Annotated in this window: 11 protein-coding genes; 2 read left to right on the top strand and 9 right to left on the bottom strand. The window is 40.9% G+C overall.

Annotation, left to right across the window (positions count from 1 at the left end; translation table 11 throughout):
* Window positions 1-16: 16 nt before the first annotated feature.
* Genes FE005_RS06870 through FE005_RS06855 form a run of 4 tightly spaced genes read right to left on the bottom strand, consistent with a single transcriptional unit; the run spans window position 17 to window position 3406 of the window.
* Window positions 17-1453 (bottom strand): glycoside hydrolase family 1 protein, encoded by a 1437-nt coding sequence (locus FE005_RS06870; protein WP_138371523.1) that lies wholly within the window; start codon window positions 1451-1453, stop codon window positions 17-19.
* A complete protein-coding gene (locus FE005_RS06865; protein WP_138371522.1) occupies window positions 1446-1811 on the bottom strand; it encodes a PTS lactose/cellobiose transporter subunit IIA in 366 nt (121 codons plus the stop codon). The genes FE005_RS06870 and FE005_RS06865 overlap by 8 nt, the downstream gene beginning before the upstream one ends.
* 28 nt (window positions 1812-1839) lie before the next feature.
* Window positions 1840-3072, bottom strand: coding sequence for a PTS sugar transporter subunit IIC (locus FE005_RS06860; protein WP_003128746.1), 1233 nt, complete (start codon window positions 3070-3072; stop codon window positions 1840-1842).
* A gap of 22 nt (window positions 3073-3094) precedes the next feature.
* Entirely contained in the window at window positions 3095-3406 is a 312-nt protein-coding gene (locus tag FE005_RS06855) for a PTS sugar transporter subunit IIB (protein ID WP_138371521.1), read from the bottom strand.
* 125 nt (window positions 3407-3531) lie between these two features.
* Between FE005_RS06855 and FE005_RS06850 the strand changes: the two genes are divergently transcribed.
* Both FE005_RS06850 and FE005_RS06845 read left to right on the top strand, forming a co-directional pair.
* Window positions 3532-5460, top strand: coding sequence for a BglG family transcription antiterminator (locus tag FE005_RS06850; protein ID WP_138371520.1), 1929 nt, complete (start codon window positions 3532-3534; stop codon window positions 5458-5460).
* Between the two features lie 502 nt (window positions 5461-5962).
* The gene (locus FE005_RS06845; protein WP_103300391.1) at window positions 5963-7315 is read left to right on the top strand and encodes an Nramp family divalent metal transporter; all 1353 of its coding nucleotides are present in this window, start codon (window positions 5963-5965) and stop codon (window positions 7313-7315) included.
* A 68-nt stretch (window positions 7316-7383) separates the two neighbouring features.
* Here FE005_RS06845 and FE005_RS06840 read toward each other — a convergent pair whose 3' ends face one another.
* The 5 genes from FE005_RS06840 to FE005_RS06820 form a co-directional block, all read right to left on the bottom strand.
* Window positions 7384-8604, bottom strand: a complete 1221-nt coding sequence (locus FE005_RS06840; RefSeq protein ID WP_138371519.1) for a DUF1015 domain-containing protein — start codon at window positions 8602-8604, stop codon at window positions 7384-7386.
* Window positions 8604-9788 carry a phosphoglycerate dehydrogenase gene (locus tag FE005_RS06835; protein WP_138371518.1) on the bottom strand — a complete coding sequence of 395 codons (1185 nt, stop codon included), beginning with the start codon at window positions 9786-9788 and terminating at the stop codon, window positions 8604-8606. The genes FE005_RS06840 and FE005_RS06835 overlap by 1 nt, the downstream gene beginning before the upstream one ends.
* A complete protein-coding gene (gene serC / locus FE005_RS06830) occupies window positions 9789-10862 on the bottom strand; it encodes a 3-phosphoserine/phosphohydroxythreonine transaminase (RefSeq protein ID WP_138371517.1) in 1074 nt (357 codons plus the stop codon).
* Between the two features lie 128 nt (window positions 10863-10990).
* Window positions 10991-11914 (bottom strand): alpha/beta fold hydrolase, encoded by a 924-nt coding sequence (locus FE005_RS06825; protein ID WP_138371516.1) that lies wholly within the window; start codon window positions 11912-11914, stop codon window positions 10991-10993.
* 318 nt (window positions 11915-12232) lie between these two features.
* Window positions 12233-13627: a glycoside hydrolase family 43 protein gene (locus FE005_RS06820; protein WP_103300386.1), complete on the bottom strand. Its 1395-nt coding sequence runs from the start codon at window positions 13625-13627 to the stop codon at window positions 12233-12235.
* Between the last annotated feature and the right edge of the window lie 11 nt (window positions 13628-13638).

Here is a 13638-nt window from a genome sequence, read left to right as displayed (position 1 = left end):
TTAACTCTCTTTAATCTTAGTCAATGATTTCTCCATTACTGCGGATAACTCTTTGATACCAAGCAAAGCTATCTTTTTTGATTCTTTCGCCACTGCCTTTTCCATAATCATCACTATCTACATAAATAAATCCATAGCGTTTGCTCATTTCACTAGACGAACAGCTGACTATATCAATGGGTCCCCAAGCATAGTAACCGCGCAGATCCACACCATCTTTGATTGCTTCTTTCATGGCTCGAATATGATCTCGATAATACTCTATACGATAGGAATCATGAATGCTCCCATTTTCCAATTTATCAAAATAGCCAATCCCATTTTCAGTGATATAAATTGGACACTGATAGCGATCATAAAACTCATTTAAAAGAATTCTCAAGCCAATGGGATCAATTGTCCACCCCCAAGGATTTGCTGGTAGTTCCTTATTTCTGTGTGGTCCTAAATCCTTATCGTAAGAGTCTTGATCACATATTTGTGTATAGTAGTAAGAAAAAGACATAAAGTCTGCCGTATGCTTCAGTGCTTCTTCGTCATCTTCTCCAAAAGTTACATGAATGCCTTTATCATCAAAGTAACGGAAAGCATAACCAGGATAGCGGCCGCGAAGTAAGACGTCTGCAAAGAAATACTCCATTTGATTTAATTTTAATGCAGCTAGAACATCTTCCGCCTTGCTAGATGCCGCATAAGATGGACCGCCACAAAGCATCATGCCGATCTCATTATCTGGATAATGTGCATGCGCATATTTTGTAATCAATGCACTAGCAACCATTTCATTGTGTACTCCTTGATATTTAGCAGAAAGCAAATCCTCTACTGCATCCTCAGGAATTCCAAGATGATTGAACGATTCATGGACAATTAAATTGATTTGATTAACCACTATCCACTTCTTTACTTTGTCATGATAGCGATCTAGCAGAACTTGACCATAACGGACAAAGAAATCAATAACTTCTCTTGAATACCAGCCTTTATACGAAGTTGTCAAATGAAGTGGCATTTCATAGTGAGACATTGTGATCATTGGTTCCATACCATTTTTTATTATTTCATCAAATAAATCGTCATAAAACTGCAAACCCGCTTCATTCGGCTCCAACTCATCTCCGTTTGGAAAAATTCTTGCCCAGTTGATAGAAGTCCGAAATGTTTTTAGCCCTAATTCAGCAAGCAATTTCAAGTCATCTTTATACGTGTGATAGAAATCAATTCCCCACCGTTTTGGAAAAATTCGCTCTGTACTGTTCATTGCTTCTTTGATATAAGCTGTCGTTATTTCCATATTAGATTTCTTTTCTAAGTCAACATCTGGATGAAACTCATTAATATCTGCCACACACCAGCCTTTTCCGTCTACATCCCACGCACCTTCAGCTTGATTAGCTGCAATAGCACCGCCCCATAAAAAATCTTTTGGAAAACCTTCAGGTATTTTAGTCATTTTCTTCCTCTCTTTCCAGTCTACTCTCCAATTGCTCAATGCGCCGATCATAGGCTTTAAAAATTGCCAGCATGCGTTTAGCAATATTTATCTCACTGTAAATAGTCATCAATGTATCCTGTGCATGTGCGAACAACACAGAATACTCTCCATCTTCACCAGATGTTTCAGCCGTAATTGCATCTGTCTGTATGCGGTGTGCCTGTACAATCTCCTCATTTGCTTGCTTTATTTCAACTTCAGCCAGTGCAAAATCATATGATTCAATCGCTTTCAAGGCATCCATACAATGCTTTCTGGCATCTCCAGCATGTAGAATTATCTGCATGGCATGTTGAACGATTTGTTCTTTCAACATTCTAAGACCTTCTTTCACAATTATCTTTCTATACTCTTTCAGTTGCTTCAGCAGCTTCTCTTTCGCATTCTTGTTTTTCATAGGCTTTAAAAAATGGATACCAAATCGCTGCCGCCACGACAAAAACAATCAGCATTAGCAGAATGCCTGAAATTGTTCCGGTAGTTAGCCAAGTGGCAATCGGAAATGGACAGTACCACATTTGAAACATGACTGTTGGAATAGGTGCAAAAGCAATGACTTTCGTAAATAACCAGACAATTAATGGCAATATCAACCCTTGTAACCACATCGGAACCATCAATAGTGGGTTCCAAGCAATACAGCCAAAAACAATCGGTTCATTGATATTAAAAATCGTCGGAGCAACCGAAGCCGTACCCAAGGCTTTTAATTTTTTTGATTTGGAGCGCATCAACATAAAAACAAGAGGCATTGTACAGCCGATACCGCCAATCCATAGATAAGCAGAATAAATAGTTGGATCAGTTACTAAATTCATTGCCTTTCCGTCAATATTTGCTTGAATAGCAGTCAATAAAACTGGATTTAAAACAGGCGTTAATACCCATGTTGAAATTCCCAACGAATAGAGGAAACAAACAATCAACATCATCAATGAAAAGCCCCATGGCGTCTCAATCACACTTTGTAATGGCATAAAGATGGCTAGAACAGCATTGTAGACATCAAAGCCAAGAAGATCAACGAAGATCCATCCGGTAAGGACAACAATACCGATTGGCAGCATAGCATCAAACCAAGAGCGGACAAAATCGGGAATCACCGATTCCTCACTGAAAAAAGAAAACTTTCCAAATAAATTCAACACCATACCAGCGAATAGTCCTGCAACAATTGCAATAAACATTCCCCCTGCACCAAGCGCACTATGACTAAAACCAGGTTCTCCGTCAGCAATGACTTGTGGAGAAATAATAATCAAAAATAAGATGATTCCAGACATTCCAGCATTGATTCTTTGCTTACGCAGTCTTTTTTTCTCCATCAAGTTGAAAGGAATCAGAAAAGATATGACAAGTGAGATCATCCCCATCGTCCATCCGTATGGCGTCCAGAAATTGGGTAAACTTGGAAAATAATCATTTAAAATTGCCAGCATACAAAAGACCGATCCTAAGAAAATTAATGGCAAAGCCTGCATGATTGAGTCTTTAAGAGTCACGATCCAAACGTTATGATTGATTTTATTCATTTTGGGCGTAAAGCTGTTTTCCAGCCAGTTAATTAAGGATTGCATTTTATTCCCTCCATTCTGAAAGCTACTGTACCTCTTCCAACAAGTGATCCAAAGCTTGTTTTCCGTTTAATGTGGCATAGTATTCAGGATTCATCAAAATCACTTTCACTGGTGCATCACCAACAAATTCTTCTACTTCATCCAAAATATACGCTAGATGGGGACCAACCATTAACGCATCAATGTCGTCAATGTAGTTTTCAATCTCACTTTCACCGCGAGCAGTAATTTTTATGTCCAATCCTTTTTCAGCAGCAGCTTTACGAATATTAGCAGCCATAAAACCTGAGCTGGCTCCAGATCCACACACAAGTAAAACATTCAATTTTTTCATGATTTTTCTCCCCCAATTCAATTTTCATTGATAGCGCTATCAATTACAGTTATACTATAGTCAATCTACAGCGGTGAAACAAATATTCTTTTGCACTGCAGTGGTGAAAGAGAGGGTGTCAGCTAATGAAAGCAAAGTATATAAAACTTCTTCACTATCTAAATGAGCAAGACAATTGGGTTTCCTCCACTCAATTAGCGGAAAAATTTGGGTTATCCAAACGGACGATAAAATCGTATATCGCAGATATTCAAGACAATGAATCTGATTTGATCCTTTCTTCAAACAAAGGCTATCGAGTGGTAGCAAGTAATCTGGTCACTTTTTTCAATAACACAGAAACAAGTGTCCCTGAAACACCTACTGAACGAACTGCTTATCTCCTTTTGCGACTGATTTCAACTGAGGAAGCTCTGTCTGTTTATGATCTAGCAGAAGAACTATTTATCAGCGAGTCCACATTATTGAGTGATGCAAAAAAACTAAAAAAACAATGTTCTGAACTGGCTATCGAAGTCAGACTAACCAAAGATACACTACAGTTGATTGGGACAGAAAAAGCGAAAAGACAATTAATCCATCAGACATTGCTATCCGAATTGGATAATCATTTCGTTGATATGACTAAGCTACAAGAAAGTTTTATAGATTTTGACCTTGATTATATCAAGGAAATTATTGCCGAACTTTTTTCAGACTATGATTTTTTCACGAATGATTATGCGTTAACAAATATAGTTATTCATCTAGCAATTGCCGTAGACCGTATGAAAGGAAATTTTCAGTCTCCTGAAGCAGAAGCTCAACCGCCTCACTCAATCCATCCGACAGTACTAAAAATTTCCGAAAAAATCGCGGAAAAAGTAGCGGAACGGTACGGTATTCGTTTTCCCAAAGAAGAAATTCGTGATTTAGCTATCCTAATTTCAGCGAATGGAACTAGCGTGAATTTCACTCAAATTTCACCTGATGAGTTAGAGAAGGTCACGGACAAAAACTGCCTTGACTTAGTAAGAAAAATTCTAGCAAAAGTGGATGAATTATACTTTATTGATGGCAATGAACCTGAGTTCTTCATTCGATTTGCCCTCCATATAAAGAATTTACTGTATCGGATCAATAACGGCTACTCTTGTAGAAACCCAATGACAGAAACACTAAAAAAAGAATGTCCGCTCATCTATGATTGTGCCGTCCAGGTTTCTCATGTCATTCAAAAAGAAATCGGTTATACGATTAGTGAAGACGAAATTGCCTACATAGCTTTTCATTTAGGCTATGCGTTAGAAATTCAAAAACAGCGTACGAATAAAATAAACTGCACGATTCTAGTGCCTCATTACTACAACATGAATATACAGGTGATGGAAAAGCTTCAGAAAAATTTCTCTGACGACCTTGAGATCCAGAATATTCTTACTAGTGAAAAAGAGTTGCAGTATGTAGATACAGAACTGATTGTGTCTGCTGTTAAACTGAAGCAAGTGATCGCTACCCCATACGTGATCATTAATCCTTTTTTTACCCTTGAAGATCGGCAGCAAATTACCGCCAAGATCTTTGATATCAAAGAAAAAAAACGAAAAGAACAATTTGTGAAAACCTTTCTATCGCTTGTTGATAAAAAGCGATTCTCATATACAACTGAAAATCAAAACTCCGCAGAATTGCTCAAACAATTATGTGGTCAAATGAAAGAAGAAGGAATCGTGGACGAGACCTTTTATCCACAAGTAATTGAGAGGGAGCAACTTTCTTCTACTGCCTTTGGTTCAGTGGCTATTCCACATTCACTGACAATGAATGCCAATCGTACGGGGGTTGCGATTGCCGTCAATCCAAAGGGGATCCAGTGGGGAAATAATCGTGTCACATTGGTTTTTTTGATTTCCATCAATTACCATAACCGTCATGTGTTTCGGGAAATTTTTGATGATCTGGCCATGATTTGTACAGATGAACAAAACATTCATAAATTAAGTGCCATAACCACCTTCGATGAATTTGTAGACACGCTGACACAGTGTTTTATCAGCAACAACACAAAACAATGATACTTTTTATTATTGATAGCCATACACATCGTACAATAGTGGGCAGCCTCTTGGTTGTTCTTTGATTAATAAACTTGGTTATTAACATTCTAAAGGCTGCTCGTCTTGTTCTTTTGACATAATAAGAATATAAAAAAGATCCTGATAAAAGTTCATTCATCCTCCACATACAATCCAGCGTCAAGAAGCGCTCAAAATCATCAATTTTGAGTGCTTCTTGTTTTTTATGTTTCTTAAGAAAATTTTCGGTCTTTCTAAACAAGTGGGATCAAATAGATTTCCCTCATTCATCAATTCTATGTAGAGCAACATTCCCTATTTTAGATTAGGATTGATCAATCCAACAATCACCAATCACCTTGGCAAACGAAATCTGTCCTTTTCTAATATCTGTTTTTTTAGTTAATGCAAACTTTCAGAAGTTTTTCTCTTGAAAAATTCATAAACAAGGAATACAATAAGATTGTTTTTAGGTACACCTAAAAAGATAGGATGTGACAGAATGAATGAAGAAAAAAAATTGATCCAGGCAGCAAATGGACCTAGCTTGGAAGAAATAAACAATACCGTAGCTATTCCCAAGGATGGGAATTTTTGGCGTAATCTTTTAGCTTTTTCTGGCCCCGGAGCGTTAGTCGCGGTTGGGTATATGGATCCTGGTAACTGGATCACTTCAATCGGGGGTGGTGCCGAATATGGTTATCTCCTGCTATCCGTCATCTTGATTTCAAGTCTGATTGCGATGTTGCTCCAATACATGGCAGCTAAACTAGGGATTGTCACCCATATGGACCTCGCACAAGCAACCCGTAAACACACCAGTAAAAAGCTGGGCTTTTTCCTTTGGATTATTACCGAGTTGGCGATCATGGCAACAGATATCGCCGAAGTAATCGGTGGAGCAATTGCTTTGAATCTATTATTCGGTCTACCATTAGTTGTAGGGGTCTTTTTGACGATTTTCGATGTCTTTTTACTGCTTTTCTTGATGAAATTAGGCTTTCGAAAAATCGAAGCCATCGTGATGACCTTAATATTGGTGATTCTGCTTGTTTTTGCTTACGAAGTGATTATTGCTCAGCCTGATCTTCCGGCACTTGTTCAAGGCTTCATTCCCCAAAAACAAGTATTGAACCCTGGACAGCTAACCATGGCATTAGGGATCGTTGGCGCGACCGTCATGCCCCATAATTTGTATTTGCATTCGTCGATTTCACAATCAAGAAAGATTGATCGGACGAATCCGCAAGAAGTCGCTACAGCTGTTCGCTTTGCCACATGGGATTCAAATATTCAGCTTTCGGCTGCTTTTGTCGTTAATTGTCTGCTGCTGATTTTAGGGAGCGCATTGTTCTTCGGTCACAGCGAAGAAGTCGGCACTTTTTCAGCGCTGTATGATGCCTTACAAAATTCAGCGATCGCGGGAGCGGTGGCTAGTCCAGCCCTTAGTGTTCTTTTTGCCGTAGCATTACTGGCTTCCGGACAAAACTCAACTATCACTGGAACACTGACAGGACAAGTCGTCATGGAAGGCTTCATCCATATGAAGATTCCAACATGGGCAAGACGATTGATCACTCGTGGCCTTTCTGTCGTACCTGTTTTACTATGTACCCTCTACTTTGGCGGTAATGAACAGGCACTAGATAATCTTTTGATCTATTCACAGGTCTTTTTGAGTATTGCATTACCAGTCTCAATGATTCCATTGGTTTACTTTACTAGTTCCAAAAAAATCATGGGCGAAAAGTTCAAGAACCCTCTGTGGGTCACTTCTCTGGGCTGGATTTGCGCCATCGCATTAACAGTCCTCAACATTCGCTTGATCATCGAAACAATGTCTGGTATTTTTTAAAAAAAGAAAAAAGCCGCACGATCGCAGTTTTCTCTGCAGATCGTGCGGCTTTTTTTCTTTTTAGCTTTCTAGCTTTTGGTTTCTAAATCATGTAAAAACAGACCACTTAACAATTTGGGTTCAAACCATGTAGATTTAGGCGGCATAATCTCATTCGCATCGGCAACAGCCAATAAATCTTTCATCTGCGTTGGATACATCAAAAAGGCCATTGTCCATTCTCCGGAATCCACCATCCGTTCCAATTCTTCTGGACCACGAATTCCTCCTACAAAATCGATGCGCTTATCTGTGCGGACATCTTCAATACCGAGTAATGGCGCTAAGATATTTTTTTGCAAAAGAGAAACATCCAGACTTTCGACTGCGTCATTCCCTGCTTCTTTGATGGTTAAAGAGAACCATTCGTGGCCCAAATACAAATAGAAGGTTCCCTTTTGAGAAGGCTTGCTGCTAGTTGGCTTCTCAATGTGAAATTTCTCTGCTAGATGATCGAAGAAATGATCTGGAATCGGTACATTGACCACACGGTTGTATTCCCAGATCGCCAATTCATTTTCCGGAAACAAAATCGCTAAGAAGCGCTCGCTTTCCTCACTATTGTTTTTTTCCTTGCGCTTTTGCAAGCCGACTTTCACTGCCGACTCAGTACGATGATGGCCGTCAGCGATATACAACGCATCAATCGCTGAGAATTCTTGTGATAAAGCAGCAATCGCCGCAGAATCATCGATCAGCCAAACCCGATGATGGACCTCGTGGTAACTCGTGAAATCATAGATCGGTTGATGATGACTCTGCCAATCCTGGATCGTTTTTTTTAAGGACTCAGGCTGACGGTAACTTAGAAAGATTGGACTCGTGTTTGCATCACAAGCTTGGATGTGATTGATGCGGTCAACTTCTTTTTCTGGTCGAGTAAACTCATGTTTTTTGATTTTACCAGCTACATAATCCTCAATCGATGTGCAAACAACAAGCCCAGTTTGACTCCGCCCCGCCATTGTCAGCTCATATAAATAATAGGACGGTGCATTGTCTTGGATCAGCCAGTTTTTTTCTCGAAAAGCAGCCAAATTTTCTGCTGCTTTCGCATACACTTGCGGATCATAAGGAGCAATATTTGGCAGATCGATTTCTGAGCGATCGATATGAAAATAGCTGTAAGGGTTGCCGGCAGCATATGCCGCTGCTTCTTGCGTTTTGACTACATCATAGGGCAACTCCGCAATTTTCTCTGCTAAGTCAGTTTGTGGGCGGATTGCTTTAAAAGGAAAAACTTGAACCATTAATAGCCTACCTCCTGATTCTTGATCACTCGCACGCGAATAATATCTTCTTTAGCTCGTAATTTATCTGCCACCGCTTCAAGCAATGCAGCATCTGTTGCTCCGACATCCACCAATGTGTAGGCATAGTCGTCACGTCCGCGATTCAACATATTATCGATGTTGATTCCAGATTCAGCGATGATCGAGGAAATTTGTCCTAGCATATTTGGCACGTTGCGGTTAATCACTGTTAAACGATACGGCGAATGGAACGCCATTTCTACGGTTGGAAAATTCACTGAGCGTTTGATCGTCCCAAACTCCAAAAATTTCTTCAATGTGCGGGCAGCCATTTTGGCACAATTGATCTCAGCCTCTTCTGTCGATGCTCCTAAATGCGGTAGAACTAGCACGTTGTCATGGCCCAGTAAGCGTTCATCTGCAAAATCAGTTGTATAACCAGCAATCTCATTATTATCTAACGCAGCAAGAGCTGCAGCTGTATCAACGATCTCACTACGAGAAAAGTTAAACAGTTTAGCCGTTGGCTTCATTTTGGCCAATTCATTCTTGCCCACTAAATGGCGGGTGTTTTCCATCAATGGCACGTGAAGAGTAATGAAATCACAGGTTGTGAAAATTTCTGCTAAATCATTGGCCCGTTTGACTCTGCGGGAGATGGTCCACGCTGTGTCCACCGAAACATAAGGATCATAGCCCACAACTTCCATCCCTAAGCGGTAGGCATCGTTAGCGACCATGGCACCAATCGAGCCTAACCCAACCACACCAAGCTTTTTGCCTTCTAGTTCCGTACCGGCGAATTGCTTTTTGTTGGCTTCTGCCTGTTCCTCTACATCTGATCCCTTCAGTGTTTGGACCCATTGAGCACCTTGGAGAATCGGGCGAACACTTAATAACAAGCTTGCAATAACCAACTCTTTGACTGCATTTGCATTAGCTCCTGGGGTATTGAAGACGACGATGCCTTGTTCTGTACATTCTTTGACCGGAATATTGTTCGTACCAGCTCCAGCTCGCGCAATCCCTAATACACTTTTTGGAAAAGGATAGTCATGCAGCTTTTGGCTTCGCAGCAAGATTCCTTCTGGCTCATCACTTTCATTGATGGCATATTTTTCTTTGTCTAGCCTTTGAAGCCCTTCTGGTGCAATCGCATTGAATGTCTTGATCTGATACATTTATTTGACCTCCGCTTCGAATGATTTCATGAAATCGACAAGTGCCTGAACGCCTTCGATAGGGAACGCATTGTACAAACTTGCTCGCATACCGCCTACCGAACGGTGTCCTTTTAAGTTTTTAAAGCCGGCTGCTTCTGCAGCTTCATTAAATTGACGATCCAGCTCCTTATCGCCAGTGATAAAAGGAATGTTCGTTAGGGAGCGGCTATTTTTGTCTACGGGACTGCTAAACAAGTTCGATGCTTCGATCGCTTGATAGAGCAGTGCAGCTTTTTGACGGTCTTGCGCAGTAATCGCTGCTACACCGCCTAATTCTTTCAACCACTCAAAAACCAGTTTTGCGATATAAATGCTGTAAGTAGGCGGCGTATTGTAAAGGGAACCGTTGTCAGCTTGAAGACGATAGTCCAACATTGGAGCAAAGACCGCTTCTTCATTTAATAAATCTTCTCGAATAATAACCACCGTCAATCCTGCTGGTCCAATGTTCTTTTGGGCACCTGCATAGATCATACCGAAATCTTCTACACGATACTCATTGGCCAAGATATTTGATGACATGTCAGCAATGATCGGGACTTTGCCAGCATCCGGAATCGTCTGAAAAGCTGTTCCTTCAATCGTATTATTCGTAGTAATATGCAGATAAGCCGCTGTTTGGTCGATGTTATCTACTGTGATTTCTGGAATATAAGTAAAATGCTTATCTTCACTTGATGCGATCACCTCAACCGTAGCAACTGCTTCAGCCGCTTGAATCGCTTTTTTTGACCAAGAGCCCGTGTTGATATAAAGGGCCTTTTTGTTTTTCGCTAAATTTAATGGCACCATACTAAATTGCAGACTTGCTCCACCTTGCAAAAACAGCACCCGATAGTTATCCGGGATCGCCATCAATTCCCGCAAGAGGGCTTCTGCGTCTTGAATGATCTCTTCAAACAAGGAGGACCGATGACTCAGCTCCATAACGGACATCCCACTGCCACGATAATCCAAAAGCTCGGATTGAGCTCTTTCCAATACGGGGCGGGGCAAGACGGCGGGACCAGCTGAAAAGTTATAAACAGTCATACAAAAATCTCTCCTTTGTTGTTAGATGTGACACCCATTATAGCAGAAGGAGGAATATGAAAAAAGGTTAAAAATAATTAAAATTCTCAATTTTCTGAAAAAAAGATGAAAGCAATTGATGACGTTCATCAATTGCTTTCTAACCATTGCCAGATTTCATGAAATACGACTTGTTTATTGGTTTCATTTAAGATCTCGTGACGACCGCCTTCCAGCAAATAAACTGTCAGATGCCGCTGCCCTTGCTGGTTCAAATAGTTTGCTAGCTTACGGACACTCTTGCCATAATGGCCCACAGGATCTTCTTTTCCTGAAATCAGCAGTAACGGCAATTCACGATCGATTTTCTGCAACAGGCGGGGGGCACTCGCTTTTTTTGTCAATAAAAACAAATCTCGATAGGCACTTAATGAAAAATGAAATTGCGTATGCGGATCTGCTAAATAAGCATCTACTTGTTGGGGATCACTGGACAACCAATCTTTCGCCGTTCGGTTGGGCTGAAACCGCCGATTATGTTGACCAAAAACCAGATTTTCCATCACGCGATAGGGCCATGCTTGCTGTCGAAAAGGCATCAACGACTTCGTCAATAAAGCGGCACTGGTCATTTTGGCCGGCGCTTCCAGTGTCGTCCCCATAATGATTGCACCTGCCAATTTTGTATTTTTCTGATACAAAAAATTGCGCAAAACCAAAGAGCCCATACTATGACCTAAAAGATAATAAGGTTGAGCTGGAAACTGCTCCAACGCAAAACGCTGAACCAATCCTACATCTGCTACAAGATAATCCGCACCTTTTGTTTCTCCAAATGTCCCATACTCGTTTTGCTCAGCTACTGTTTTCCCGTGTCCCAAGTGATCATGACCGATCACTGTGAATCCTTTTGAAACGAGATATTGAGCAAACGGATCGTACCGTTCAATGTGTTCAATCATGCCATGGATCAGCTGAAGCATCCCTTTGGACTGTCCCTCCGGCTGCCAAATTTTCACATAAAGTTGATCTTTGCCGTTTGAAGATCGAATCATTTCTTGCCTGGTTTTCATCCATTCACCTCATTTGCATCTACTTTTACGTCTACTTTGTAAAACGATTTGCTCCGTTCCATTTGTCTTTATTATACATGGAAGAAGGAAAACTGCCTATCTTGGCCTAGAGCTCTATCAGCGGCTCATCCTAATTACTCAAAAAAAAAACAGTATCATGGCACGTCTGTCCATGACACTGCTTTAGGATGTTAGTTTGCTTCATTCGGATCGAAGAACAGCCCTAAATTGAACAAGACAGATCACAGCATGGCCATTTGAGCCACGCCATTGCTTTCAGTGTTATGATATCTAAACCACTGAAAGCAGCTCTAGAAACTATTCTCCCTCTTTTGGTATGATCTCCATCCGATCGACACTCAGTGTGTCGACCCCAATTTCTGAAGACACTTCGATTTTGATAGTGCCTGCTTTCAAATTCATAGTAGTTTGGATAGGCTGATAGTATTGTGACGGATAGACCGCCAAACGTTGGCTGTCATCATCTGTTTTCAGTTGAACATACACGGGCTCATTCAATGACAAATAATCTTGAGTTTTAAGATAAACGATGACCGTCGCTTCACTAGCCTGTCCCATTGTTGGTTGAAAAACCAAACGATCTTCGGTCGATTCAAACCCTTGAACCACTTTTTTCATCAATGCTTCCTCGTCTGTCACTGTTACTAAATCACCTTCAAGAAGCGCATCACTGGCGGTCATTCGGATCCTTTTTGCTTCACCACTGGGAAGCTTCTGTGTTTCATTATCCGCTAAAGGAACTTCTAATTTCAGCTTGTTTTCTTCCCATTTGATCGGCTGCAAACGAATCGAGCGTTGCCAGCCAGAATGATCCCAACGAGCAGCGTGAAATATCAACCAGTCTTCGGTGCCGTCTTTCGACTTGGCAAACCCATTGTGCCCGGGACCAAAAACAGTTTCTGTCTGCTGAAAAATCGGTTCGGATTCTTTCGTCCAACTTCGGGTATCTAATGGATCATCTTGGCGATCCATTGTCAAAAGTCCCAGTGCATAATCATTGTCCCAACTTCCACTAGCCGAATAGACCACATTCACCGTATCTTCTTTGATGATCACTTGAGGTGCTTCGTTAATCAACGGCGTTTGCCGCATTTCCCATTCGTATTCCGGAGTCGAAATCAGCTGCTTTTCACCAATGACTTCTGTAGGTGAGATCATTTCAGCAATATAAATATTTTGGGCAATATTTTCATATCCTTCCCAACCTGACCAAAGGAAATACCGTTGTTCGTCTAATTCGAGGACAGTTCCATCAATAGCAAACTTGTCATCCAGTCCTTTGATTTCTTCCAACTGCCAATCATCACTGTAAGGATCCTGGTTTTCGTTGACTAGTGCATACATCCGATGGGTTTCTGAGGGATGATTGGCCGCAAAATAAACGACCCACGTACCATCCAGCTGATGAAGTTCCGGCGCCCAGATACTTTCGAACTCCGCAGGCATTTCCCAGATGACTTTTTTCTCCCCCGCTGCTACTTCAGTCAGATTTTCCGAACGCCAAAGGGTTAAGTTGTTACCAGTAGTTTTCGTATAATAATAATATTCCTCATCTTGAAAAATCCACGGGTCTGCACCATCGTTGTCGATGATCGCTGTAAAATCATCAACCAGCGTTTCATGAGAAGTACCGCAACCTCCTACGAAAGGAGTCGCCAAAATCAATGCACAAATAATACCTTTTTTTCTCATTGTCTCTCCTT

It is taken from the genome of Enterococcus sp. M190262, assembly GCF_005843965.1.
Lineage (GTDB): Bacteria > Bacillota > Bacilli > Lactobacillales > Enterococcaceae > Enterococcus_D > Enterococcus_D gallinarum.
This window is presented reverse-complemented; position numbering and strand designations above follow the sequence as displayed.

Bases quoted from the DNA above. Each gene is read 5' to 3' on its own strand.
- FE005_RS06870 (WP_138371523.1), bottom strand. From the start codon at position 1,453: ATGACTAAAATACCTGAAGGTTTTCCAAAAGATTTTTTATGGGGCGGT.
- FE005_RS06865 (WP_138371522.1), bottom strand. From the start codon at position 1,811: ATGTTGAAAGAACAAATCGTTCAACATGCCATGCAGATAATTCTACAT.
- FE005_RS06860 (WP_003128746.1), bottom strand. From the start codon at position 3,072: ATGCAATCCTTAATTAACTGGCTGGAAAACAGCTTTACGCCCAAAATG.
- FE005_RS06855 (WP_138371521.1), bottom strand. From the start codon at position 3,406: ATGAAAAAATTGAATGTTTTACTTGTGTGTGGATCTGGAGCCAGCTCA.
- FE005_RS06850 (WP_138371520.1), top strand. From the start codon at position 3,532: ATGAAAGCAAAGTATATAAAACTTCTTCACTATCTAAATGAGCAAGAC.
- FE005_RS06845 (WP_103300391.1), top strand. From the start codon at position 5,963: ATGAATGAAGAAAAAAAATTGATCCAGGCAGCAAATGGACCTAGCTTG.
- FE005_RS06840 (WP_138371519.1), bottom strand. From the start codon at position 8,604: ATGGTTCAAGTTTTTCCTTTTAAAGCAATCCGCCCACAAACTGACTTA.
- FE005_RS06835 (WP_138371518.1), bottom strand. From the start codon at position 9,788: ATGTATCAGATCAAGACATTCAATGCGATTGCACCAGAAGGGCTTCAA.
- serC (WP_138371517.1), bottom strand. From the start codon at position 10,862: ATGACTGTTTATAACTTTTCAGCTGGTCCCGCCGTCTTGCCCCGCCCC.
- FE005_RS06825 (WP_138371516.1), bottom strand. From the start codon at position 11,914: ATGAAAACCAGGCAAGAAATGATTCGATCTTCAAACGGCAAAGATCAA.
- FE005_RS06820 (WP_103300386.1), bottom strand. From the start codon at position 13,627: ATGAGAAAAAAAGGTATTATTTGTGCATTGATTTTGGCGACTCCTTTC.